This window comes from Geminicoccus sp. (assembly GCF_036263595.1).
In the GTDB taxonomy this organism is placed as follows: Bacteria; Pseudomonadota; Alphaproteobacteria; order Geminicoccales; family Geminicoccaceae; genus Geminicoccus.
Window position 1 is genome coordinate 1 of the sequence record NZ_DATAGQ010000194.1, and the last position, 23,300, is coordinate 23,300.

Genomic DNA, 23,300 nt, shown 5'->3' on the forward strand with positions numbered 1-23,300 from the left:
CTGGCAGTACTTTCTCCACGTCCGCCTGCCGCTCCTGGCTCCCGCCCTCCTGATCGCGGCGCTGCTGCGGGCGCTGGATGCCTTCCGGATCTTCGACTTGGTCTACGTGCTTACCGGCGGTGGTCCCGCCGACGCCACCGAGACCCTGTCGACCCTGACCTACAAGACGTTGTTCTCCACCCTGCAGTTCGGCTACGGCTCGGCAATGGCGACCGCCATGTTCCTCACCGAGGCGATCATCGCGCTCGGCTTCGGCATCTGGCTGGTCCGGCGCATGCGGCGGAGCCAGGGCTGATGACCGACATGCGCCGCCGCCGCTTCGTCCGCGAGCGCTTCCTGCAGCTGGCGGGCCTCCTGATCGTACTCTGGTCGGTCGGACCCTTCCTCTGGCAGGTCAGCACCTCATTGCAGCCGGACCGGCTGCTCATGGAAACCCCGCCCAGCCTCCTGCCGATCCCGCCGACCTTTGAGCACTTCCGCAACGTGTTCGTGATCAAGGAATTCCACTGGTACATCCTGAATTCCGTGATCATCGCGGGCGCCACAACGCTGTTCTGCCTCCTGTTCGGCACGCTCGGCGCGTTCGCGCTGGCCCGTTTCGACATCCGTGGCCGCTACGGCATCCTGGGCGTCATCCTGTCGATCTCGATGTTTCCGCAGATCGCGATCGTGGCCCCGCTCTACCTGACCATGTCCAGCCTGAACCTGCTGGACACCTATACCAGCCTGATCGTGATCGATCTGGCGCTGGGACTGCCGCTCGTGATCTGGGTCCTGTTCGGCTACTTCCACGCCATCCCCCGCGAGATCGACGAGGCCGCCACCATCGACGGTGCCGGGCCGTTGCGCACGCTCTGGCTGATCATCCTGCCCATGGCGCTGCCGGGCATCGTGACTACCGGCCTCCTGGTCTTCATCGCCACCTGGAACGAGTTCATGTTTGCCTTGGCCTTCACCTCGACCATCGACCGCCAGCCAATTCCCGTCGGCATCGCGAACTTCCAGAATCTCTACTACGTGCCCTGGGGCGACTTGGCAGCCGCCTCCGTGGTGGTCACGCTGCCGCTGGTCGCCATGGTGCTGGTGTTTCAGCGCCGCATCATTGCGGGCCTCACCCAGGGAGCGGTCAAGGAATGAGCGTCGTGCTCGCGGACGTGCAGGCGCTGGCTGCTTCGGGCTGGCGCGACGCCTATGGCGAACTGGTGGAACGCCTGCCCGGGCTGGCCGGCCGGGCCCGCCTGACCATGTGCGGCATGAGCACCTGCGTGGACGCCTATCTGCGCCTGGAAGAGGCGGCCGCGCTTTTGGCCGCCGACCCTGCGACGCCGCAAGGTGCCTTTGGTGCGCGTCTGCTCGACCGCGCCCGTCGTGGGGTGGGCGGCGAGATCAGCGTGGACTGGCCGGACGGGCCCGGCTGGGTCGAAGCGAACCTGCCGTTGAGCTGGGGCCTGGGCGGCACCGGCGCGCAGGCGGCCCAGATGCTGGCCCATCTGGGTGCACCGACCCTGGTCGCCGTGGCCGACCGGACCTCAAGGCAGCTGGACCGCTTCCACCCGGGCGTCGGCCTCGCCACGGCCGAAGGGCTCCAGTCCGTTGGGGCCATCACCGGCCTGCCGGGCATTGGCAAGCTGCCCCACTACATCGTCGAGTTCAGTGCCGGTGCCACAGTGGGACCCTATACCCTGCCCCGTTCCTCCCGGGTCATCTGCCGCTTCGGCGACGATCCCCTGGAAGACGATCCCTTGTTCGACCGGCTGAGCATCGCGATGGCCGCAAGCGCGGGTTCCGCCATCCTGTCCGGCTACAACGAGGTGCCGTCGGAACTGATGGAAGCGAGCCTCCAGCGCACCGCCGCCCTGGCCCGTGCCTGGCGCGACGCCGGCCTGCCGCTCGTTCATCTGGAACTCGGCGACTTCCACGACATGGCCGAGGCCTGGCCGGTCCTGGACGGGCTGGCCGGGCCGGTCAACTCGCTTGGCCTGAGCCTGTCGGAGCTGAACCGCCTGGTGCCGGACAGCAGCCCCGCCGCGGACCGCGCTGCCGCGCTGGGGGACCGGCTGAAGCTGGACCGCGTCGCCGTGCACTACGATACCTTCGCGCTGGCCGTGACCACGGGCGACCCCGCCCGCGAACTGGAAGCCCTGATGACCGGCTCCCTCGTGGCTGCCACGCGCGCCCGGCATGGCCATGTCATCGTGCCTGATCGCGTCCCCGATGGCGCCGTCTTCGAGCCCCCGTCCTTCCCCCGCATCGGCCGGATCGGCAGCTGGAACCTCGTCACATGCGCCACGCCCTGGCTGAAGCACCCGGCTGCCACGATCGGCCTGGGCGACACCTTCCTGGCCGGCACGCTGCTGGCACTGGGCAGGGCATAGGCCCGAACCCAAGGGCGGGTATCGCCCCACAAGTCGCGGCTAGGCGACGCCGTCGGAGGGTTGCGAGGTATCCGTCGCGTTCATCGGACGGGTATACTACACTGTGAACAGTGGGTAACAGGACCAGGGGCCGTTGGTTCGGATCGATGCTCTCCACGATGCGCATCCAGGTGATGAATGCGTTTGCGAGAGTGGACTTTCGTGATGGAAGCTATCGTCAGAACATATACCGGCAAGGGTGCGAGCGAGTTGTTCGACCTGCTGGAGAAGCATAAGGCAGACGTCGAGAAGGCCATAACCTCCGTCAAGGGCGTCGAAAGCTATACGCTGGTCCGAAGCAGTGACGGCGACGGCGGGATGTCGGTCACCGTAGGCCAGGACAAGACGTCCATCGAAGAGAGCGCCCGCACGGCCAAGGAATGGATTGCGCACAATGCAGGAAGCATTGGCGCGGGCGCGCCAAAGGTCTTTGCAGGAACAGTCATCATTCACGCCACGAAGCGTTAGGCTCCAGCCGCAAGCCCGGCCGGGCAGTTGCTCGGCCGGGTATGTTCGCTCCGTGCCGGGCTTTGTGACTGACCGGGCTTCCAGCCTGTCCGGCAGCCGCACGGCAGAGGTGTGCCTGCGCAGCGCAGGTCCCTCGAAGTCAGGGCACGAATTTCACAGTCGATAGTTGGGTGACTCCCGCGCAAGCAGACCCTAAGAACGGCTCGAAGTTCTGATCAAGAACATCCGGTGGAGCTGCGCAGCGTACTTGCGGGGGGAGCGGATCGTGAAGACATGGATGATCGTCCTGCTGGGGAGCGCCTGCCTCTCGGCCGCCGGCCTGCCGGCCCAGGCCGAGGAGGATGTGTTCACGCCGCTGGCGGCGGTGCCGTTCAACCCGACCACGACCCCCGTCCCCGGCACCGATGGCAAGTGGCATTTCGTCTATGAGCTGGAGTTCGCCAACACGCGGCCGGTCCCGGCAACGCTCGAGGAGGTGAAGGTCGTCGGGCTGCCGGCGGAGGACAAGGACGGCAAGCAGCAGCGCAAAGAAAGCCGCACCGTGCGTAGCCTCGCCACCTTCGATCCGTCATCGTTCCCGACCAGGCTCAACCAGCTGAACAACCAGCCGGCCGAGGATGCGACGATCGAGTTGAACTCGACGCGGCTGTTCCTGATCGATCTGGCGGTGGCACAGCAGGAGATCCCGGCCAGGCTCGGCCATGTGCTGCGGCTCACCGGGAAGGGGACGAAGGCCAGCAACCAGACCCCGGTCGAGCAGAGCTACCCGGCCGCGACCTTGAAGGTGGCCCGCGACCTTCCCAAGATCCACCCGCCGCTCACAGGCAAGGGCTGGGTGGCGGTCAACGGATGCTGCGAGCCAGGCGCACACCGGTCGACGGCCGTGCCGGTCAACGGGCAGCTCCACTATGCCCAGCGGTTCGCGATCGATTGGGTGCGCCTGGACAGCCAGGGTCGGCTACGCAACGGCCCCGCGGACGAGGTCGAGAGCTACACTGCTTACGGGGCGAAGCTCTACGCGGTCGCCGACGCAACCGTCGTCTCGACACTGGACGGGCTTCCCAACCAGACACCGCCCAACGGGCCCGACCCCGACACCATCACGATCGACAATGTCGACGGCAACCATGTCGTCCTGGACCTGGGACACGGCTACTATGCCTTCTATGCCCATATGAAGCCCGGTTCGGTGCGCGTCCGCGTCGGCCAGAAGGTGCGGGCCGGTGACGTGCTGGGCCTGCTCGGCAACAGCGGGAACTCCACCGCCCCCCACCTGCACTTCCACATCATGAGCGGCCCCTCGGTCCTCGGCTCCGAGGGCGTGCCCTACGTGATCGACCGGTTCAAGTTCGCGGGCAAGATCCCCGAATCCGCCCTTACCGAGGACATGGGTGGCAATTTCCGCCGCTACCTGTTGCCGACGTCCCAGTTCCGCACGGAGCAGTTCCGCACGGAGCAGTTCCCGCTCGACCTGGACATCATCGACTTCTGGCAGTGACGGGTCGACCGCCCTCAGGATGGCATGCGCATCGCCGCACCCTTCCTGAGGGCGATGCCGGTGGCCGGGCGGGGATTGCCTACTTCTTCCCGCCGAACAGTTCCGCCAGGTAGTCCACCATCTCCGGCACCATCCGGTCGCCCCAGCCCTCGGCGGTCGCCAGCGACAGCGCCTGCTTGGCCCCCACCGACATCACGCTCGGCACGCCCAGGTCGTCTGCCATCCGGACGTAATAGCCCACGTCCTTGCGCGCATTGGCGATCGAGAAGGCCAGCATGGCTGGATTGCCATCGATGGCGTTCGCCTTGACGAAGTCCATCATGCCCGAGCGCAGCGGCCCTGCCGACATCACCCCATAGAGCTGGTCGCGCGCGATCCCCGCCTTGTCGGCCATGGCGAACGCTTCCGACATGGCGCAGGCCGTGGTCATCGCGAAGAAGTTGTTGATCAGCTTGAGCGTGTGGCCGGCGCCCAGCGGCCCGACATGAAAGACGTTCTCGCCGAGGTCAGCGAAGATCGGCTTGGCCCGCTCGAAGGCCGCGGGGTCGCCGGCCGCCATGATGTTGAGCTTGCCCTCCTTGGCATGGGAGGGCGTGCGGCCAAGCGGCGCGTCCATGTAGGTCGCTCCCTTGGCGGCCACCATCGGCGCCAGGCGCTTGGTCGAATCCGGCAAGGACGTGCCGAAGTCGATAACCAGCGCTCCGGACTTTACGCCCTCGATGATGCCATCCGGCCCCAGCATGCGTGCCTCGACCGAGGCGGAAGTGTCCATGCAGAGCATCACGACGTCGCTGTGCGCCGCCACCTCGCGGGCCGTCTTGACCTCGGTGGCACCACGGCCGACCGCCGCGTCCACCGCGGTGCGGCTGCGGTTGGCGACGACGGTCATGGGATAGCCCAGACCCTGAAGGCGCTCGACCATGGCCGAACCCATCAATCCCAGGCCGATGAATCCGATCGCGGGCTTCTCGTTCATCCGGCGTCACCTTTCCCGTTCTAGCTGGACCTCCCCTTCCCGCCGGGAGGACGGGGCGTCAAGGGATCCGGTCGACCAGGGCAGCCGCCACGTCGATGGCCGCCGCCTGGTGCGGCTGCAACTCATGGCCGGCCCAGGCGTCCATCGGCGCCTGCCAGGGATCGACCACCCCGGTGCGCTGTCCCGTCAGCGTCTCGAGGACGGCCAGACCGCAATAGGGCACGTGCATCTCCGAGTAGCCGCCCTCGTGACTGAACACGAGCCGGCCCCCACAGACATCGCGGGCCACCTCCATCAACAGCCGGGTCAGCGTCCGGTAGCCGTCGGACGTCATCATCATGCGTCCCAGCGGATCGGCACCGCTCGCATCGAAGCCCGAGGGCACCAGGATCATCTCCGGCCGAAAGCGCCGCAGCGCCGGCACCACCACCCGCTCGAAGGCCGCCACATAGGCTCCGACCCCGGACCCGGCGGGCAGGGGGATGTTCAGGTTGGCGCCCTCCCCGGCTCCCGTCCCGGTCTCGCTGACGAGGCCGCTGTCCGGCGGGAACAGCCGGTCCTGGTGGATCGAGATGGTGAGCACGTCGCGCTCGCCATCAAAGGCCGCCTGGGTGCCGTTGCCGTGATGGACGTCCCAATCGACCGTCGCGACCCGGCCCACCCCATGCACGGCGCGCGCATGCATCACCGCCACCGCCACGTTGCCGAACAGGCAGAAGCCCATCCCCTGGTCCGCCACCGCATGATGCCCTGGCGGGCGGACCAGCGCGTAGGCGTTCGCCACCTGGCCCTTGAGCACCCCCTCCATGGCCGCGATCGTCCCGCCCGCTGCCAGGCAGGCGATCTCGAACGAACCGTGGCCGTAGGGGGTAAGGCCCTCGTCGTCGCCCTTGAGTCTGGACGAGCCCGCCTTGACCCGTGCGATATGCTCGCGCGTGTGGAAGCGTGCGAGTTCGTCCTCCGTGGCCAGCCTGGGCTTGATCGGGGTCAGCCGGTCGAGCAGGCCGCTCACTTCGACCAGGTTGCGGAAGCGCCGCTTGGTCTGCGGGTTCTCGGCATGGACTCCTGGCTCCACCGTAAGCCCCGCCGGGAACACGGAGGCGTAGCGCCCCGTGTCGTGCCAGAAGAACAGTTCGTGACACACCCAGCCGGTCGACATCCGCACACTCCGCTTGCCGTTTTGCGTGGTGCGACACACGCGGCCGGCAAAGAAAAGGTCAAGACCAACATTGCGGGCGGAGGCAAATGATTCCGTCGTCAGGATGCACCACAAGACGCATGTTCTCGCGGCCGTGATTGCGAGATACGGAGCACGCGGCTAGGGATCGTGGCATTGGACTGGGTTGCGATTCGTTGCGACAGACCACAATTCACGATCCAAGTTTGTTTTTGGCGGAAGCGCCGGGGTAGCAGAATGGCACCGATCAACGTTCTCTGGCTCATCGACCATGTCTGCTATGACGGCAGTCTGCATGGCGGTGGCCGGCTGTTCATGAATCTGGCGCCGATGTTCGATCCCGAGGAAGTCCGGATCTTCCCTTACTTCCTGCGTGCCAGCGACGAGGTCGTGGAACTGTTCAAGACCGCGCCCATGAAGGTCGTGAACCTGAACAAGGGCAAGTACGACCCCACCACGCTCTCGACCATCGCTGCCTTGTGCAAGAAGCACGACATCGATGTCATGCACCTGTTCTGCTATGCCGCGTCCACGTTCGGCCGGATCGCCGGCAAGATGAACGGCGTGCCGACCGTCGTGCACGACTTCGACACCCAGATCTATTTTCCCTACCCGACCTATCTGAAGGTCGCCGACCGCATGCTGGCCTCCTCGACCGGCCATGCGCTGGCCGCCTCGCCCATGTGCCGCGACTATATGCGCGACGTGCGCAAGCTCCCGGCCGACCGGCTGTCGGTGATGCCGCACGCCATCCCGGAATCGCGCTTCGAGGCGGCCCGCAAGACCGACCGCGCCAGCGCCCGTGCCGAACTGGGCTGGGGCGACGACCAGAAGGTCTTCGTCTGCGCCACCAAGCTCGGGCCGGAGCGCGGCAACGAGTACCTGCTGGAGGCGTTCGCCAAGGTCGTCCAGCAGCGCCCGAACGCGCGCCTGGCCCTGATCTACAAGCCGACCTACTACCATCGCACGCCGAAGGAGTACGAGAACATCCCGTGGATCCGGGATACCGAGTACATGGTCAACGAGCTGAAGAAGATCGTGGCGGACCTGAAGATCGGCGACCATGTCGACCTGATCGAGCAGCTGGACCATCCCACCCCGGCCCTGGCCGGCGCGGATGCCATGGTGCTGCCGTTCCTCAACGAGCGCTTCAGCTCGGTCTACCTGCTGGAAGGCTTCGCGCATGGCTTGCCTGCCATCGCGACCGATCTCGGCGAGCAGAAGGAACTGCTGGGCCATACCGGTGCCGGTGTGCTGGTGAAGCCCGGCGATGCGGACGTGCTGGCCGCTGCCATGGTCGACCTGATCGACCATCCCGAGAAGCAGGCGCAGATGTCGGCGGCCGCCAGGCAGGTGGCCGAGCGGCACAGCGTGCGCGCCAACGCCGCCGGACTTGCCCGCATGTACCGTCAGCTGGCCCAGCCGCAGGGCGTAGGTGCGGCCGCGGTCACCGGGAGCCACTGACCATGCTGCTTGGCGCCTCCGGGGCGCTCTCGCGACGCCAGGACCAGCCTTGGTCCACCGGCGCGGCGGAGGGCGTCGTTCTCCAGGCAGACCAGCTCGCCCTGGCAGTCCTGCCCTGGCAGGTGGGCTCGCTCGATGCCTTGGCCCAGAGCGCGAAGGATGCCGCCACCGGCTCCTGGCTTGCCTTCTCCGGTCGGCCGATCCTGCAGAACGCGAAGGATGACGAGGCCGGGGGGCAGCTCGCCGAGCTGATCCTGGCCAGGCTGATCGAGCGCGGCGAGGCAGCCCTTCACGACATCGACGGCGTGTTCGCGCTTGCCTGGTACGATGCGCCCAAGCGCCGCCTCGTCCTGGTCCGCGACCGGTTCGGCTCCGAGCCCCTGTTCTATGCCGAGCGCCCGGAAGGCGTGCTGTTCGCCTCGCGCATCCGCGACCTGCGCCCGACCGGGCTTATGGCTGGCGGCATCGACGGCCTCGGTCTCGCCGAGTTCCTGACCTATTGCTACGTCCCCGGCACCGCCACGCTCGACAAGGGCGTGCGCCGCGTCCCGCCCGGCGACATGGCGGTCATCGACCTCGCGACGAACCGGCTCGAGCTCAAGACCTGGTACCGCGTCTCCTTCGCCAACCCGCACGCCCCCGACGAGGCCGAGCTGGCCCGCAACTTCCGCGAACGCCTGGAAGCGGCCGTGGTCAAGCGGATGACCACGACGCCCATCGGCATCATGCTCTCGGGCGGCATGGACTCCAGCGCGACCGCGACCTTCCTGCGCAAGCATGAGAAGGGCACGATCCGCTCCTTCGCCTTCTCCTGTGCCGGGGCCGGATTCGACGAATCCCACTACGCCGCCGAGCTGGCCAAGATCCTCGGCACCGAGCACGAGACGATCCGCTACGGCGAGCAGGAGGCCTTGAGCGTCGGCGACGTGTCCGCCGAGATGGAGGTGCCGTTCACCGATGTCGGCATCAACGAGGGCACCTGGATCGTGGCGCGCGCCGCGTCGGGCAAGGTCCCGTTCGTGTTCACGGGCGACGGCGGCGACGAGCTCTGGGCCAGCCATCCGGTCTACGCGGCGCAGAAGCTCCTGGCCCCCTACGACGCCCTGCCGGTGCCGCAGTTCGTCCACAAGGCGCTGACCGGTGCCTTCAACCTGTTCTCCGACAGCGACCAGAAGCGCGACCTCAAGGTCAAGCTGAAGCGCATCCTGCCGGCGGCAGGATTGCCCAAGGCGATCGGCCCGTTCCGCTGGCGCTCCTACTACACGCCCGACGACTTCCCGAGCCTGCTGACCCCCTCCGCCCAGGGCCTCGTGCGCGGCCAGGACCCGTTCGCCAGCGTCGTCGCCTCCTATGACGGCTATGACGGCCCGGACGACGGCCTCTCGCCGCACCTCTATTCGGACTACACGACCACCTCGACCTTCTATTTCAGCCGCCTGATGCTGCTCCGCCGCTTCGGCATCGAGCACCGCCTGCCCTTCTACGACCGCGACCTGGTCGAGTACGGCGCCCGCATCCCGGCCCGGCTGAAGCTGGAAGGCGTGGAGCGGACCAAGCGCCTGTTCCGCGTGGCGATGCAGGGCGTGATGCCCGAGGTCATCAACGGCCGGAAAGACAAGCTCGGCCACTCCGTGCCGATGAAGAACTGGCTGCGCGAGACCGGTCCCTTGTGGCAGTGGGTCTCCTCGCACCTCTCTCCCGAATCCGTTCGCCAGCGTGGCCTGTTCCAGCCGGCCGCCGTCCAGCGCCTGATCGAGGAGCACCGCAACAAGCGCCACAACCATTCCCACCGCCTCTGGGCGATGGCGGTGCTGGAAGCGTGGCTGCGTTTTCACCATGATGGGGTGGAGAAGGACCAGGAGCGGAAGGCCGCCGCGTGAGCAGCCGCAAAATCGAGCAAGCCGAACTGGTCGAGCCCTTGAACGACCGGTCGATCGCTTCACGCGCCGAACCACCCGCCAAGCCATCCGACGGCCCGACCGGCGGACCAGCAGTCATCAGCACGAACGAACCCGACGCCGGAGCGGATACCGCACCGGCATCGGCAAATTGCATGAACGAACCCAAGCCCGTCGGCACCTATTACACGAACGAACCCGAGGGCCGCCCCGACAGCGCCATGCTGACCAGCACGCTGTCGACGCGGATGGATGGCGGCGGCGCCATCGGCCTCTACCAGGACATGATGGTCGGCCGCCGGTCCTGGCTGAAGCTAATCCAGCATGAGCTGCTGGTGAGCCTGGGCGGGGCGCTTCCCGGGGCCGTAGGCCTGGCCTTCCGCAAGATCTTCTGGAAAAGCCTGTTCGCGCAGTGCGGCGGCAGCGCCGTGTTCGGGCGTGGCGTGGTGCTGCGCCAGCCCCTGAAGATGAAGCTGGGCGCCCGCCTCCTCGTCGACGACGACACCCTGCTCGACGCGAAGGTTGCACCGGTCGGCGGGTTCGAGATCGGCGACGACGTCCTGATCAGCCGCGGCTGCACGATCGTCGCGGCCGAAGGCCCGCTGCGCCTGGGCAATCATGTCAATATCGGCAATGGCTGCACGCTGATGGCAGGTAGCGGCCTGGAGATCGGCGACGACACGCTGCTGGCTGCCCACTGCTATGTCGGCGGCGGCACCTACCAGGTCGACGGCGACCTGAACGTGCCGATGCGCCTGCAGCCTGGCCTGGCCGGCAAGGTCGTCATCGGCCCGGGCTGCTGGCTGGGTGCGGGCGTCACCGTGATTTCCGGCGTCACCATCGGCCGGGGGGCCGTGGTCGCCGCCGGCGCCCTCGTCAACCGCGACGTGCCTGACTATGCGATCGTGGCCGGCGTGCCTGCCAAGGTTCGCCGCTTCCGCAAGGGCGTTACCCCGCCGGCGCCGGCTGCCTGATGGCGGGTGAGCGCCTGACGGTGGCCGGGACGCACGACCAGGTGCTTCCCGAGCCACTGGTCGAACAGTCCGAAACTTCCTCCAGGCGGGGCGGCTTCAAGGCTCTCGCCGGCAAGGTCCTGCGCTGGGTCCGCATCCCGCTCAGCGTGCTGATGCTGGCCTACCTGCTCTACCTGGTGGAGCCGGCGCAGGCCCTGGCGGTGCTGGCGCAGGCCGATGGCCTCCTGGTGCTGGCGGTCGCCGCCATGGCGGTGGTTGACCGGATGCTGGCCGCCATTCGCTGGTACATGCTGCTCAGGGGCAAGCATGTCGATGTCGGCTTCTGGCCGGTGGCCCGCCTGACCTTCGTGAGCAACTTCATCGGCAGCTTCCTGCCTGCCGGCGTCGGCATCGAGGCCGTGCGCATCTATGGCCTGTCCAGGCGTACCGCCGACCTGGCATTGGCCCTGTCCTCGGTGATCGTCGAGCGCGTCCTGGCGCTCGGTGCCTTGGTCCTCCTGGTGGTGCTGGGCCTCCTCTTCTCTGACGCCGGCTTCCCGCCCTGGATCGCCAGGATCGCCTGGGCGGCCCTGGCGGCCATCGTGCTGGGCAGCGTGGGCCTCATGGCGGGTCCGACCCGCCGGCTCTCGCTCCTGCTCCTGCCGGGCAAGCTCCTGGCCCCGGTCCGCGCCAAGCTGCAGGAACTCTACGACCGCCTGGACGAGTACCGGTCCCAGCCCGTCATGCTCGCCGGCGCAGTGGTGATGGCGCTGGCTTTCCAGGTGTTCCGCGTGGCCACCTACGTGGTCGCCGGTGCCGCCATCGGCATCGACGCCTCGTTCCACACCTACATGATCGTCGTCCCGATCGTGTCGCTCGTGATGATGATCCCGATCTCGTTCGGGGGCTTGGGCGTCGGCGAGGCGACCTTCATCTACCTCCTGGGCTTGGTCGGCATCCCGCCCGAGCAATCCTTCACCCTGTCGATCATGGTGCTGGTGCTCTCCCTGGTCGGCACCCTGCCCGGTGCCTGGTTCTACCTGAAGGGTGGCGTCGCCGACGATCGTGGCTAGCCGCGACGCCGTCAGCCCCTGAACGGGAAGCGCGCCGTCATCCTGAACGGCGCGTCCGGCGCTGGCTGCTTGAACACGGATAGCGCATCGATCCGCAGGGGCTGCATGCAGAAGGCGGCCGTATCGGCCTGCAGCCTGGCCTTCAGCGCCCGCGTGTCCTGGAGGCGGTCCGTCAGCGTCAGGTGGAAGCGGAAGCGGTCCAGGACATAAGGGTAGCCCCAGGCGCGCAGGTTCGCCTCCTCGATCGGGTCCAGCCTGTCCTCCCGCCGCTTGGCGAGCTCGGCCTCGTCTGGCAGGTCGCGAAAGCTGTCGAACAGCCGCACGCAGTCGGCTGCCAGCCAGTCCATCCGGGGGCTGGGCCCGGACAGGACCAGGGTCAGAAAGCCACGATGGTCCACCAGCTCCAAAGGCGGTGCCGTGAACGGCTCCCGCGCCGCCGCAAACTCCTCCACCGCCTCGATGAAGCTGCGCGGATCCTTGTCGGAACGCATCCGGAAGGGCGGCTTCAGCGTCGCGTGGAAGCCGTAGCGACGCGGGTTCTCCACCAGCGGCCTGAGCAGCGGGTCAACGGGATATTCTGCACCCGTGGAAGGATCCCGCCCGAGCCAGCGACACGCCCACCGCGAGAAGGTCGAGGCCGGATCGGGCGTCCAGTAGAGCGCGTGACGTACGGTCACGCCGCTCCCCGCCGTTGTGCGCGGTCCAGCAGGGTCCACATCCTCAAAGCCAGCCTTTCCGCTTGAAGTAGAGGTAGGGCATGATCGCGGAGAGCACCATCAGCCCGAGTGCCATCGGGTAGCCTAAGGCAAAGTGCAGTTCCGGCATCACGTCGAAGTTCATCCCGTAGATGCTAGCCACCAGCGTGGGCGGCAGGAACACCACGGCGGCCACCGAGAAGATCTTGATGATGCCGTTCTGCTCGATCGAGACCAAGCCCAGGATCGCGTCCAACGAGAACGTTACCTTGTTGGTCAGGAAGGACGAATGGTCCGACAGCGACAGTACGTCCCGGCTGACCGTCTTGATGCGGGTCTGCAGGTTCTTGCGGTCCTTCGCCTTGAAGGCCACCGTGACGAATGCCGCCAGCCGACCGAGGCTGACCAGGCTTTCCCGGGACTTGCCGATCAGGTCGCCGGCCCGACCGACCCTCGCCAGGAGTTGCCGATAGTCCTTGGCCCGCCGCGCCGCCTCCTTGGCGTCGGTGGTGAACACCTCGCGGCTGACGACGTCGAGGTCGGTGCCGATCGCTTCCAGGATGTCGGCGACCCGGTCGACGATGGCTTCCAACAGTCCCACGAACACGACCTCGCCGGAGTTCCAGGCCAGCGGGTTGCGCTGGATCTGGGATGCGGCGGTGCGGAAGGGCAGCGGATCGGCATAGCGCAGGGTCACCAGCCGCTGCCCGACCAGGATGAACGTCACCGCCGCCAGCTCCGGCGTGGCACTTTCGGCGCGGCAGACCATGGTCGCGGTCATGAAGAACGCGTCGTTCTCCTCATAGAGCCTGGACGACGCCTCGATCTCGAGGATCTCTTCCCGGGTCGGCACGTCGATCTGCAGCATGTCCTCGACGAACCGGATCTCCTGGGGAGTGGGCTCGTGCAGGTCGACCCAGATCACCCTGCTGCGGACGCCTTCGTCGCACATGCCCTGCATGACTTCGACGGAGGAACCAGTGGAGATGTAGAGGCGCATCATGAAAGGGACGGCCTCCCGGCGCGAACGTTGGCCGAGCCCCTGTCGGCCTGCGGATCGAGCCTTGTCAAGCGGCACCGACGCAGGATGGTACGAGCGGTTCCAAGGCGGGCGGCCGACCGCTATAGGAGTGCGACGGATCGGTCATCGGCAAGGCATTCCCATTGCAGCGCTATCTGTTTGTACTGATCCTGACGGCCGCCTTCTTCGCTTCCGCGGCACATGCCCAGAGCCTGTCGCTTCAGGAAGTACCGGAGGGCGTCCGGTTGGACGTCGAGGACGTCCCGGTCGAGCAGGCCCTCGACGCGTTGAGCCGTCAGTTCGACTTCACCGTCAAGATCGTGCGGCCGAGTGGCGCACAGGTGACCGGCAGCCGCACGGGCGATGCAGTCGAGATCCTGAACTGGGTCCTGAACGGGCACAACCGTGCGATCTTCGTCTCGAAGCTGGGTGGACAGGACAAGGTGACGCGCGTGGTGGTGTACGGCCCCGCAGGAAACGCGCCGCCTCCCCAGCCGCGCCAACCGGCCGAAACCGGTATGGACCCCGAATATCCAGGCGAGGCTCCGATCGAGGACATCCCGCCGGAGCCAGTCCCCTCGGAGGAGGAGATCAGGGATCCGCCGCTGGATGGCGGGGTTGGCCACTATGATACGGAGCCGCTACCTGACCTGCCGGCTCAGTAGCGGGCCAGCACCAGCACCGCGAACCCGGCACCGCCGAGCCACGGGCCGAACCGGATGGCATGGCTTGGCTCGAAGCGGCCACGGGCTGCGATCAGGCTCGCCACGAGAGCGCTGGCCGCAGCCACGAGCACGACCCAAGCCAAGCCGGTCAGCCCGACCCAGATACCCAAGGCTCCCATGAGCTTGATGTCCCCGCCGCCAAGGCCGCTCCGTCCGCGCACGGCCTGGTAGCCCAGAGCCAGCGCAGCGAAGCCGGCGGCCCCGAGCAGGCCACCGGCCAGACCATCCATCGCTGACGGAGCCATCGGGTCGAACAGCAGCGCGAGTAGGCCAGCCAGGAGTAGCGTGCCGTTCAGGAGGTCGGGAAGGAGGCCATGAAAGTGGTCGATCGCGGCCAGGAGCACGAGCAGCCAGCCGGCCAGCATGACCCAGGCGATGCTGGCTGGTGTCGCCAGGACGGCAACGACAGCGACCAGACCGCTCGCAGCCTCGATCCACGTCTCGTCCAACGGTATCGGTGCGCGGCAATGGCGGCACCGCCCATGCAGGACGATGCGGCTGAGAATCGGGACCAGGTCGAGCGGCCCGAGCACGGTGCCGCAGGAATCGCAGGACGACCGTCCCGTGAGAGCCGCTGCCGGCCCCTCACCCCAGCGACGGGCCACCGTCGCCAGGAAGCTGCCGACACAGGCACCCGCCAGCGCGGCGACGATGGCGGATACCAGCTGCGCCGTCAGCCCTGGGCGGCGGTGTCGGACACCGCCGGGGCCAGGGACGCCCCGGGACCGCCCAGTCCACGGATCGTACCGCGCTCGACCGGGCCGGGCACGATCGGGGTCGAGTTGAACCCACCCGTGATCCCGCGCATCCGGTCGCGGATCTCGCGGCCGATCGCACCGGCATCCTCCGCGTTGCGGATCACCCTGGGGGTGATGAACACGAGCAGCTCGGTCCGAAGGCCCGTACGGTTGTTGTTGGCGAACAGGTCGCCGATGGCGGGGATGTCGGAGAGCAGCGGGATGCCTGAACGCTGGCGGCCCTCGCTGTCCTGGATCAAGCCGCCAAGGACGACCGTCTGGCCGGAGCGCACGGAGACGACGCTCTGCACCTTGCGCTGGTTGATGGTCGGCGTGAGCGAGTCCTCGGTCTCGCTCTGTACCACGCTGGACACTTCCTGGCTGATCTCCAGCGTAACGGTGCTGTTGCCACCGATCCGTGGCTTGACGGTCAGGATGACGCCGGTCTCGCGGTACTGGATGGTGTTCACCGTCCGGGCAGTGTCGTCATCAGCTGTGGCGGAGCGAACCGTGATGGGGACTTCATTGCCGACGTTCAGCGTGGCCTCGCGATTGTCCTGCACCACCAGCGTCGGAGCGCTCATCACCCGTACGTCCGTGACGGATGAAAGCGCATCGAGCGCGATGATCTGGTTGTTGCCGCTGTTGAACAGGAAACTGAAGCCGGGAAAGCCATTGGAGATCGGATCGGCACCGTTCGCCCCTCTCGCTCCGTTCAGGAAGCCGAAGGTGAAGTCGCCGCTGTCGAAGAAGTACTGCACGCCATAGCGCAGCCGGTCGTTCAGCGTCACTTCGGCGATCGTGGCGTCGATCACGACTTGGCCCGGCGGCGTGTCCAGCCGCCGAGCGGTCGCCTCGATCATCCGGTAGAGGTCAGGCGTCGCCCGGATGACCAGCGTGTTGTTGATCTCGTTCGGCACGATCTTCACCTGCCGAAGCGCGTCGCCGTTGCCCAGGCTGGCGCCGCCACCACCGCCGAAATCAAGCTGGGCCGCCTGGGCCAGCCCCACATCGGGAGGGACTTGTCCTGTATCTGCAAGCTGTGCGCCGTCGACGGCGGCGGCTGGCGCCGCTGTGGGCGGAGCGACGCCTGCCAATGCACCGCCACCATCGGCAATCACGGCCGCCAGCGTCGCCGCCATTGCCGCGGCCGGCGTGTAGCGCAGCTGGTAGATGTTGAGCTGCGTGCCGACCGAATTGCCGGCGTCCAGCCGCTCGACCCATTCCCTGGCGCGCTGCACACCCTCCAGGTCACTGGAGACGACCAGCACCGCGTTCAGCCGCTGCATCGGGATGAAGCGCATGCCCTCGTAGGCCGTAAAGTCCTGTGCCGCGGCAGCACCACGCACGCCGAAGATCGCCTCCAGCTCTGGAATGACTGCCTCCGGCGTGGTCGCCTGGAGCGGGAAGATGCCGACTGAGCGGCCGGCCAGCCAGTCGACGTCGACATCCGCGATCGTATCGACCACCGTCTGGCGTTCCTGCGCAGTGCCGCTCACCAGCAGGAGGTTGCGCTGCATGTCGATGCGCAGGTCATCCGGATTGGCGATGAGCGGACGCGCGAACTCCTGGGCAGTGATGGCCGGCACGTGCTGGAGCGGGATCACCGTGACGCCATAGCCCGGCTCGATCCGCTGCGGCGAATCCCCGAGTTGCGCCACCCCTGCGCGGCCGATCGCATTGCGCATCTGGACGACCGCGTAGCCGCCAGCTTCCTGCACCAGCGCCGCCTCGTTCTGTCGGAGCACGGTTTCGAGGGTCGCCAGCAGGTCGTTGCGGCTCATCGCCGCCGAGGTCGACAGCGTCACCGTTCCGTTGACCGCAGGATCGAGCGTGTAGTTGACCTGGAGCACATCGCCCAGGATGGTGCGCACCACCTCGCGCAGGTCGGCGTTCTCGAAGTTCAGCTGGACGCCCGCACCATCCTCGGTGACCACCGCGCCTTGCCGGGCATTGCGCGCACTCGTCTGGCCGGAGGTGTAGATCCTTGCTCCAGGCGTGCCGGATCCATCTCTGACGGGAACACCGGTCGACGGATCGAACAGCTGAGCCGGCTCCGGCGGCGGCTCGAAATCGAGGTCGCGGATCCCATCTGTGATCGACGGCTGTCCAACGCCACTTTGTGCACAACCCGCAAGTAGTGCAACAAATCCAATATGCATGAGGTTCTTCGCGAACGCACGGCCTGCAGGGCTGGTCGCCTTGAACAGCATCATCGTATTTATGGGATCACCGACTGTGTCATGGGTGCAAATACGACGCTCGGCCCCTACCCCCCGGTTTCCTCCGAGCATCCGCTTATGCGTAGTGCCGCTCGCCTTCTCCTACGTCAAGTGAAGCGGGGCAACGTGACGACTTTGACACGCCGGTGCCCGATCGGGCAAATCATGGTGCCGATGAACCAGGCATGCTTTTTCGGGATGTGCATTTCCTGCGCTGGCCCCGTGCGAAAGAACTTGAGATGGATCTGATCCTTACCAGGCTCGTCGAGGCCGGCCGTCTTGGCGTTGCGGACGTGGCGCGTGTCCGCGAGCAGGCTTCCATGTCGGCGGAGCCGCTGCCGGCCCTGCTGGCCAAGAGCGGTCTGATGACCCCGTCCAGCTTCGCGCGAGCGATGGCGGACCTCTACGACATCGAGATGGTTTCTGCCGACGCGCTGCCGAAGGAGCCGGTCTTCCCGGGCCAGCTCGCGGGCCGCTTCCTCGAAGCCAATCGGGCCCTGCCGATCCGCTACGACGATCACACGGTCTGGCTCGCCATGGCCGATCCGACCAACAGCGCTGCCATGCGCGCAGTGACGATCGCCACCAAGCGCCGGGTGGTGCCGGTCGTCGTCCCCTATGACGAGTTGGACCGCGCCATCGCCAAGGCGATCCGCGCGGACGCGCCATCCCTGGACCAGATCGGCCGCGATGCGGCTGGCGGCGAGGTGCTCGACCAGCTGCCGGACGACAAGGAAAGCCTGGAACACCAGGCCGAGGCGGCGCCGGTGATCCGCTTCGTGAACCAGATGCTGTCGGATGCCGCCCGGATGTCGGCGTCCGACATTCATGTGGAGCCGGCGCGTGACCGCCTGCGGGTACGATTCCGAGTTCATGGCCGGCTGCGGGAGATCGGCGCCCCACCGGCTCGCCTCGCCGCGGCCGTGATCTCGCGCATCAAGATCATGGCGCGGCTGGACATCGCCGAGCGCCGCCTGCCCCAGGACGGCCGTGCCCGGGTGCTGGTCGACCAGCGCCGCTTCGACCTACGTGTAGCCACGGCACCGTCCGTCCATGGCGAGAGCGTGGTGATCCGCCTGCTCGAGACCGACAAGGACGCGCCGAGCTTCGTCGAGCTGGGCATGCCACCGGCGATCGAGGCCGCCATCCGCCGCCAGCTCGCTGCACCCCACGGCATGTTCCTGGTGACCGGCCCCACCGGTAGCGGCAAGACCACGACGCTGTACACGTCCCTGCGCCAGCTGGATGCCGTCAGCGACAAGATCATCTCGATCGAGGACCCGGTGGAGTACCAGGTCGAGGGCGTGACGCAGATCCAGGTGCGCCCGGAGATCGACCTCGGCTTTGCCAGGATCCTGCGCAGCGTCGTCCGCCACGACCCGGACGTGATCATGGTCGGCGAGACGCGCGACGGCGAAACCGCCGACATCGCCGTGAACGCCGCCCTGACGGGGCATCTTCTCCTCTCTACCCTGCACACCAACAGTGCTGCCGGCGCGATCGGCCGTCTGCTCGACATGGGCGTGGAGCCGTTCCTTTTGGCTTCCGTGCTGCGCGGGGTGCTCGGCCAGCGGCTGGTGGCGGAACTCTGCCCGCACTGCCGGCGGCCGCATTCCCCGACCGCGGAGGAAGAGGCCCTCCTGCATCGCTTCGGCGGCAAGGACCTGCCGCCGACCCTGTTCGCGTCGGACGGCTGCGACAAGTGCAACGGCATCGGCATTGTCGGCCGCGTCGGCATCTTCGAGATGCTGGAGGTGGACGAGGAGATCCGCCACCTGATCCGGGAGCGGGCCCCCTCCCAGGCCGTGCAGTCGCACGCCATGTCCAAGGGAATGACCACCATGTTCCAGGACGGCATCGCCAAGGCCAGGGCCGGCGTGACGACGCTCGACGAAGTCCTGCGCGCCACCGAGGAGTTCTGAGCGGATGGCTTCGTTCCGCTACCGGGCGCTGACGGCCGCCGGCCAGATGACGACGGGCGACGTCGAGGGAGCGAACCGTGCCGCGGCGGTGCGTGCCCTGGAGGCGATGGGTCTGGTACCGGTCGACATCACGGAGGGGCGGGCCGGCGGCCAGCGCTCCGGCGAGGCACGGGCTTCCGAGCGGCCCTCGGGCGGCACGTCCGTGTTCGGCGTCAGCGCCGCCATGGTCACCCAGTTCACCCGGGAGCTGGCGACGCTCGTCTCGGCTGGGCAGACCCTGGCCTGGTCGCTGGAAACTCTGGCCCAGGACGAGACCATGGGCCGGCTCGGCGGGATCATCAACCAGCTCCTGGGCGAGGTGAAGAGCGGCAAGAGCTTCACCGATGCCCTTTCCCAGCATCCCAAGCTGTTTCCCCGCTCCTATCTCGGCATGGTCCGGGCCGGCGAAGCGACTGGCGCCCTCGATTCGGCGCTGCTCGAGCTGGCGGCCCTGCGGGAGCGCGAGGAGCGCACGCGCGCGAAGCTGATCGGCGCCATGACCTACCCGATCCTCCTGGCGGTGGTCGCCATCGGCTCGCTCCTGGTCCTGCTGACCGTCGTGGTGCCCCAGTTCGAGCCGCTGTTCGCCGATGCCGGTGCCAGCCTGCCTGCATCGACCCAGGTGACGCTCGCCGTAGCGAGGTTCGTCGAGGTCTATGGCATCCCGATGGTCGTGGGCCTGGGGATCCTCATCGTCCTCCTGGTGGCGGCCACCCGACAGGAATCGTCGGCTCGTGTCTTCCATCGCATCTTGCTGCGCCTGCCGCTGATCGGCGGCATCGCTCGGGCAAGGGCGACGGCGCAAACGACCAGGGTCATGGGATCGCTGCTCGCTGGCGGCGTCGAGCTGCCGCAGGCCCTGCAGCTCACCAGGGACGTGGTCGGCAACCGTGCGGTCGGTGTCAGCCTGGACCGCGCCCTGTCCGGGGTGCGGCAGGGCCGGCCCTTGTGGATGTGCCTGAACGATGGCGGCCTCCTGGCACCGCAGGCGATCCGCCTGTGCCGGATCGGCGAGGAGACCGGCCGCCTGGGCATGACCCTGCAGCAGGCCGCCAGCTGGTTCGAGACCCGGCTCGAGGAGCGCATCCAGCGCATCCTCTCGATCATGGAGCCCCTGATCGTGGTGACGCTGGGCGTGACCGTGGCCGGCGTCGTGCTCTCTATCCTGGCCGCCGTCCTCGCCGTGAACGATCTGGCTGGAGTCCGCTGACCAGCCGGATCCAGGCGGACGACCGGCCCCTGGCTCAGGCGGACGCATCGATGATGTGGAAGCTGACCCGCTCGCTTCCCATGCGTCGCTCCAGCTTCAGCGTGCCGGCCAGCTGGATCGGCCGCTGGGTCGTGCGCAGCAGATCGCCGAGCGGGCGCTCGAGGGCGCGGAAGGCGATTCCGTCGAGCCTTGCGCCATCGCGCCCCTCCAGTCGGACGGCGACATGGCCGGTCCCGACCGAGCGGGCATCGGCGACCTTCGCGTCGACCAGATGGATACGAGGTTCGTCGTTGCCGGCACCGAACGGCTGCAATTGCTCCAGGGCAAGTGCCAGGTCGCGTCCACAGGCCCCGACCGAGACGGATGCGTCGAGGTCGAGCGGCCGGCGAGGACGACTCGCCCCGGGGCCCGCCGTGATCGCTGCACGCAGATGGGCGATGAATGTCGCGAGGCTGTCGGCATGGATGGTGACCCCCGCTGCCATGGGATGGCCACCGCCCTTGAGCAGGATGCCGCGCTGGCGCGCGTCGATGACGGAACGGCCGAGGTCGACGCCTGGCACCGAGCGGGCTGAGCCCTTGCCGACACCATGCTCGTCGAAGCCGATCACGAAGACCGGCCGGTCGTACTTCTCCACCAACCGGCTGGCGACGATCCCGATGACGCCGACATGCCATCCCTGGCCGGACGCCACCAGCACGGGAGCCTCCTCGTCGACCTGTGCGCGCACGGCCCGATCCGCCAGGTCGAGGATCTCCCGTTCGATCTGGCGCCGCCGGCTGTTCAGCTGGTCCAGCCGGGCGGCCAGTGCACTGGCCTCGCGGGCATCCGTTTCGGTCAGAAGGCGAACGCCCAGGTCCGACTGGTCGATCCGCCCCCCCGCATTGATGCGAGGTCCAAGCAGATAACCCAGATGCCAGGCCTCCAGGGCTTCCGGCGCTCGCGCTTCCAGGGAAAGCTGGGCTAGGCCCGTGTTCTGGCGCTTGGCCATCACCCGCAGACCCTGGCGGACGAAGGCGCGGTTGAGGCCCTGTAGCGGGACGACGTCGCAAACCGTCCCGAGCGCCACCAGGTCCAGCATCGCCATCAGGTCAGGCTCGGCACGCCCGCACCTGCGCAGTTCGCGATTGGCCGCGACCAGCAGGAGGAAGGTGACCCCCACCGCGGCCAGATGCCCGTATGGGCTCACCTGGTCGTTCCGGTTCGGGTTGACCACCGCGTAGGCTGCCGGAAGCGTGGCCTCGGCGACGTGGTGGTCGACCACGATCACCTCCTGGCCGATGCCCGCCGCGTGGGACAAGGGCTCGAACGCGGTCGTGCCGCTGTCCAGCGACAGCACCAGCCGGCAACCACCCGCCGAGAGACGATCCAGGGCCGCAGCGTTGGGACCGTAGCCGTCCAGCAGTCGGTCCGGAATCTCGATGATCACCTCGTTGCCGCAGGCGCGCAGCCAGCGGCTCAGGAGCGCGGCCGACGTGGCCCCATCCACGTCGTAGTCGCCGATGATCCCGACCCGCTCGCCCTTCTCGACTGCATCGGCCAGCCGTGTCGCCGCACGATCCATGTCGAGCAGGTGCGACGGGTCGACCAGGAAATCCCGCAGCCTCGGCTCGAGAAAGCCATCGACCTGGTCCAGGCCGATTCCGCGCCCGGCCAGCACGCGGGCGACCACGTCCGCCAGTCCCTTGCGCTGGACGAGCGCAGTGACGAGATCCGGATCGGTGGGGCGCTCGCGCCAGGGTCTGCCGGAAACAGGGCTCAGTCGGTCGAGCAACCGCCCGTCAGCGGCCGAAATGCGGGACGACACCGCGCTTCTGTCCCATGTTGTGCTCGGCCAGGACGGTGCGGACGGTGCCGGTCTTCGAGCGCATCACGATGGAGTGGGTGGTCACCCGCGTGCCAACCCGGCGGATGCCCTGCAGCATGGTGCCATCGGTGACGCCGGTGGCGCAGAAGGTCACGTCGCCCTTCGCCAGCTCCTCCAGGTCATAGATCCGGTCGAAGTCGGTGACCCCGAGCTTGCGGGCACGCGACTTCTCCTCCTCGTTGCGGAACAGGAGCTTGCCCTGGAACTGGCCACCGATGCAGCGCAGCGCCGCCGAGGCGAGCACACCCTCGGGTGCCCCGCCGCTGCCCATGTAGATGTCGACCCCCGTATCGGAGCGCGAGGTCGCGATCACGCCGGCCACATCGCCATCGCCGATCAGGCGGATCCGTGCCCCGGCCTTGCGCACGTCGGCGATCAGGTCGGCATGCCGGGGGCGGTCCAGGATCATGACGACTAGGTCGTTCACATGGACACCCTTGGCGTCCGCCACCCGACCAAGGTTCGCCTGCACCGGGTCGCCGAGCTTGATCACGCCATCGGGCAGGCCGCCGCCTACGGCGATCTTGTCCATGTAGACGTCGGGCGCGTTCAGGAAGCCACCCTTGGCCGCCATCGCCAGGCAGGCCAGGGCATTGGCACCGCCCTTGGCACAGATCGTGGTACCTTCCAGGGGATCCAGGGCGATATCGACGGCAGGCCCGCGGCCGGTGCCGACCTTCTCGCCGATATAGAGCATCGGCGCTTCGTCGCGCTCGCCCTCGCCGATGACGACCTCGCCCTCGATGTCCAGGACATTGAGCGCCGACCGCATGGCATCGACGGCCGCCTGATCAGCGGCCTTCTCGTCGCCCAGGCCCATGAGGCGGGACGCAGCCAAGGCCGCCGCCTCGGTCACGCGGACAGCGTCCATGGCGAGATTGCGGTCTTCACTCTGGTAGTCGCTCATGTTCGGCCCTCTTGAAGCGTCCAGGATTCTAAAT

General features: G+C 67.6%; 19 protein-coding genes and 1 pseudogene. 12 read left to right on the top strand and 8 right to left on the bottom strand.

Annotation, left to right across the window (positions count from 1 at the left end):
* The 5 genes and pseudogenes from VHL31_RS20735 to VHL31_RS20755 form a co-directional block, all read left to right on the top strand.
* Positions 1 to 295, top strand: a pseudogene (locus VHL31_RS20735) (sugar ABC transporter permease); the annotation flags it as partial.
* Positions 295 to 1,137: a carbohydrate ABC transporter permease gene (locus tag VHL31_RS20740; RefSeq protein WP_329663144.1), complete on the top strand. Its 843-nt coding sequence runs from the start codon at positions 295 to 297 to the stop codon at positions 1,135 to 1,137. The pseudogene VHL31_RS20735 and the gene VHL31_RS20740, both read left to right, overlap by 1 nt.
* Positions 1,134 to 2,375, top strand: coding sequence for an ADP-dependent glucokinase/phosphofructokinase (locus VHL31_RS20745; RefSeq protein WP_329663145.1), 1,242 nt, complete (start codon positions 1,134 to 1,136; stop codon positions 2,373 to 2,375). The genes VHL31_RS20740 and VHL31_RS20745 overlap by 4 nt, the downstream gene beginning before the upstream one ends.
* Positions 2,376 to 2,579: 204 nt before the next feature.
* The gene (locus VHL31_RS20750) at positions 2,580 to 2,882 is read left to right on the top strand and encodes a hypothetical protein (RefSeq protein ID WP_329663146.1); all 303 of its coding nucleotides are present in this window, start codon (positions 2,580 to 2,582) and stop codon (positions 2,880 to 2,882) included.
* 265 nt (positions 2,883 to 3,147) lie between these two features.
* Positions 3,148 to 4,380, top strand: coding sequence for a M23 family metallopeptidase (locus tag VHL31_RS20755; RefSeq protein WP_329663147.1), 1,233 nt, complete (start codon positions 3,148 to 3,150; stop codon positions 4,378 to 4,380).
* Between the two features lie 79 nt (positions 4,381 to 4,459).
* Here the strand turns inward: VHL31_RS20755 and VHL31_RS20760 are convergent, their stop codons facing one another.
* On the bottom strand, positions 4,460 to 5,356 hold the full coding sequence (locus tag VHL31_RS20760; protein WP_329663148.1) for an NAD(P)-dependent oxidoreductase: 897 nt from the start codon (positions 5,354 to 5,356) through the stop codon (positions 4,460 to 4,462).
* A gap of 58 nt (positions 5,357 to 5,414) precedes the next feature.
* Entirely contained in the window at positions 5,415 to 6,515 is a 1,101-nt protein-coding gene (locus VHL31_RS20765; RefSeq protein WP_329663149.1) for a class II histone deacetylase, read from the bottom strand.
* Between the two features lie 255 nt (positions 6,516 to 6,770).
* Between VHL31_RS20765 and VHL31_RS20770 the strand changes: the two genes are divergently transcribed.
* From VHL31_RS20770 to VHL31_RS20785, 4 genes are read left to right on the top strand one after another with little or no spacing between them, the layout of a single operon-like run.
* Positions 6,771 to 7,997 (top strand): glycosyltransferase family 4 protein, encoded by a 1,227-nt coding sequence (locus VHL31_RS20770; protein WP_329663150.1) that lies wholly within the window; start codon positions 6,771 to 6,773, stop codon positions 7,995 to 7,997.
* Between the two features lie 2 nt (positions 7,998 to 7,999).
* On the top strand, positions 8,000 to 9,877 hold the full coding sequence (locus VHL31_RS20775; RefSeq protein ID WP_329663151.1) for an asparagine synthetase B family protein: 1,878 nt from the start codon (positions 8,000 to 8,002) through the stop codon (positions 9,875 to 9,877).
* Positions 9,874 to 10,869, top strand: coding sequence for an acyltransferase (locus tag VHL31_RS26760; RefSeq protein WP_349262508.1), 996 nt, complete (start codon positions 9,874 to 9,876; stop codon positions 10,867 to 10,869). The genes VHL31_RS20775 and VHL31_RS26760 overlap by 4 nt, the downstream gene beginning before the upstream one ends.
* Entirely contained in the window at positions 10,869 to 11,921 is a 1,053-nt protein-coding gene (locus tag VHL31_RS20785) for a lysylphosphatidylglycerol synthase transmembrane domain-containing protein (RefSeq protein WP_329663152.1), read from the top strand. Before VHL31_RS26760 ends, VHL31_RS20785 begins: the two co-directional genes overlap by 1 nt.
* An 11-nt stretch (positions 11,922 to 11,932) precedes the next feature.
* Here VHL31_RS20785 and VHL31_RS20790 read toward each other — a convergent pair whose 3' ends face one another.
* Together VHL31_RS20790 and corA are read right to left on the bottom strand one after the other, a co-directional pair.
* Positions 11,933 to 12,598, bottom strand: a complete 666-nt coding sequence (locus VHL31_RS20790) for a DUF1045 domain-containing protein (RefSeq protein ID WP_329663153.1) — start codon at positions 12,596 to 12,598, stop codon at positions 11,933 to 11,935.
* 43 nt (positions 12,599 to 12,641) lie between these two features.
* Positions 12,642 to 13,619, bottom strand: coding sequence for a magnesium/cobalt transporter CorA (corA, locus tag VHL31_RS20795; RefSeq protein WP_329663154.1), 978 nt, complete (start codon positions 13,617 to 13,619; stop codon positions 12,642 to 12,644).
* A gap of 161 nt (positions 13,620 to 13,780) precedes the next feature.
* Between corA and VHL31_RS20800 the strand changes: the two genes are divergently transcribed.
* Complete coding sequence (locus VHL31_RS20800; protein ID WP_329663155.1) at positions 13,781 to 14,302, top strand: hypothetical protein; 522 nt, start codon at positions 13,781 to 13,783, stop codon at positions 14,300 to 14,302.
* Here VHL31_RS20800 and VHL31_RS20805 read toward each other — a convergent pair.
* Complete coding sequence (locus tag VHL31_RS20805; RefSeq protein WP_329663207.1) at positions 14,296 to 15,039, bottom strand: prepilin peptidase; 744 nt, start codon at positions 15,037 to 15,039, stop codon at positions 14,296 to 14,298. The two genes, VHL31_RS20800 and VHL31_RS20805, sit on opposite strands and share 7 nt — an antisense overlap.
* Positions 15,036 to 17,315, bottom strand: coding sequence for a type II secretion system secretin GspD (gspD, locus tag VHL31_RS20810; RefSeq protein ID WP_329663156.1), 2,280 nt, complete (start codon positions 17,313 to 17,315; stop codon positions 15,036 to 15,038). Before gspD ends, VHL31_RS20805 begins: the two co-directional genes overlap by 4 nt.
* A 245-nt stretch (positions 17,316 to 17,560) precedes the next feature.
* Here gspD and VHL31_RS20815 point away from each other — a divergent pair, with 245 nt between their 5' ends.
* Both VHL31_RS20815 and VHL31_RS20820 read left to right on the top strand, forming a co-directional pair.
* Positions 17,561 to 19,243 (top strand): GspE/PulE family protein, encoded by a 1,683-nt coding sequence (locus tag VHL31_RS20815; protein ID WP_329663157.1) that lies wholly within the window; start codon positions 17,561 to 17,563, stop codon positions 19,241 to 19,243.
* Between the two features lie 4 nt (positions 19,244 to 19,247).
* A complete protein-coding gene (locus tag VHL31_RS20820; protein WP_329663158.1) occupies positions 19,248 to 20,492 on the top strand; it encodes a type II secretion system F family protein in 1,245 nt (414 codons plus the stop codon).
* 34 nt (positions 20,493 to 20,526) lie between these two features.
* Here the strand turns inward: VHL31_RS20820 and recJ are convergent, their stop codons facing one another.
* A complete protein-coding gene (gene recJ, locus VHL31_RS20825) occupies positions 20,527 to 22,299 on the bottom strand; it encodes a single-stranded-DNA-specific exonuclease RecJ (protein ID WP_329663159.1) in 1,773 nt (590 codons plus the stop codon).
* Entirely contained in the window at positions 22,274 to 23,266 is a 993-nt protein-coding gene (glpX, locus tag VHL31_RS20830) for a class II fructose-bisphosphatase (protein ID WP_329663160.1), read from the bottom strand. Before glpX ends, recJ begins: the two co-directional genes overlap by 26 nt.
* Between the last annotated feature and the right edge of the window lie 34 nt (positions 23,267 to 23,300).

Excerpts from the sequence above, each read along its gene's own strand:
- VHL31_RS20815 (WP_329663157.1), top strand. The coding sequence starts at position 17,561 with ATGGATCTGATCCTTACCAGGCTCGTCGAGGCCGGCCGTCTTGGCGTT.
- VHL31_RS20765 (WP_329663149.1), bottom strand. The coding sequence starts at position 6,515 with ATGTCGACCGGCTGGGTGTGTCACGAACTGTTCTTCTGGCACGACACG.
- VHL31_RS20770 (WP_329663150.1), top strand. The coding sequence starts at position 6,771 with ATGGCACCGATCAACGTTCTCTGGCTCATCGACCATGTCTGCTATGAC.
- corA (WP_329663154.1), bottom strand. The coding sequence starts at position 13,619 with ATGATGCGCCTCTACATCTCCACTGGTTCCTCCGTCGAAGTCATGCAG.
- glpX (WP_329663160.1), bottom strand. The coding sequence starts at position 23,266 with ATGAGCGACTACCAGAGTGAAGACCGCAATCTCGCCATGGACGCTGTC.
- VHL31_RS20740 (WP_329663144.1), top strand. The coding sequence starts at position 295 with ATGACCGACATGCGCCGCCGCCGCTTCGTCCGCGAGCGCTTCCTGCAG.
- VHL31_RS20820 (WP_329663158.1), top strand. The coding sequence starts at position 19,248 with ATGGCTTCGTTCCGCTACCGGGCGCTGACGGCCGCCGGCCAGATGACG.
- VHL31_RS20775 (WP_329663151.1), top strand. The coding sequence starts at position 8,000 with ATGCTGCTTGGCGCCTCCGGGGCGCTCTCGCGACGCCAGGACCAGCCT.
- VHL31_RS20760 (WP_329663148.1), bottom strand. The coding sequence starts at position 5,356 with ATGAACGAGAAGCCCGCGATCGGATTCATCGGCCTGGGATTGATGGGT.
- gspD (WP_329663156.1), bottom strand. The coding sequence starts at position 17,315 with ATGATGCTGTTCAAGGCGACCAGCCCTGCAGGCCGTGCGTTCGCGAAG.
- VHL31_RS20745 (WP_329663145.1), top strand. The coding sequence starts at position 1,134 with ATGAGCGTCGTGCTCGCGGACGTGCAGGCGCTGGCTGCTTCGGGCTGG.
- VHL31_RS20785 (WP_329663152.1), top strand. The coding sequence starts at position 10,869 with ATGGCGGGTGAGCGCCTGACGGTGGCCGGGACGCACGACCAGGTGCTT.
- VHL31_RS20750 (WP_329663146.1), top strand. The coding sequence starts at position 2,580 with ATGGAAGCTATCGTCAGAACATATACCGGCAAGGGTGCGAGCGAGTTG.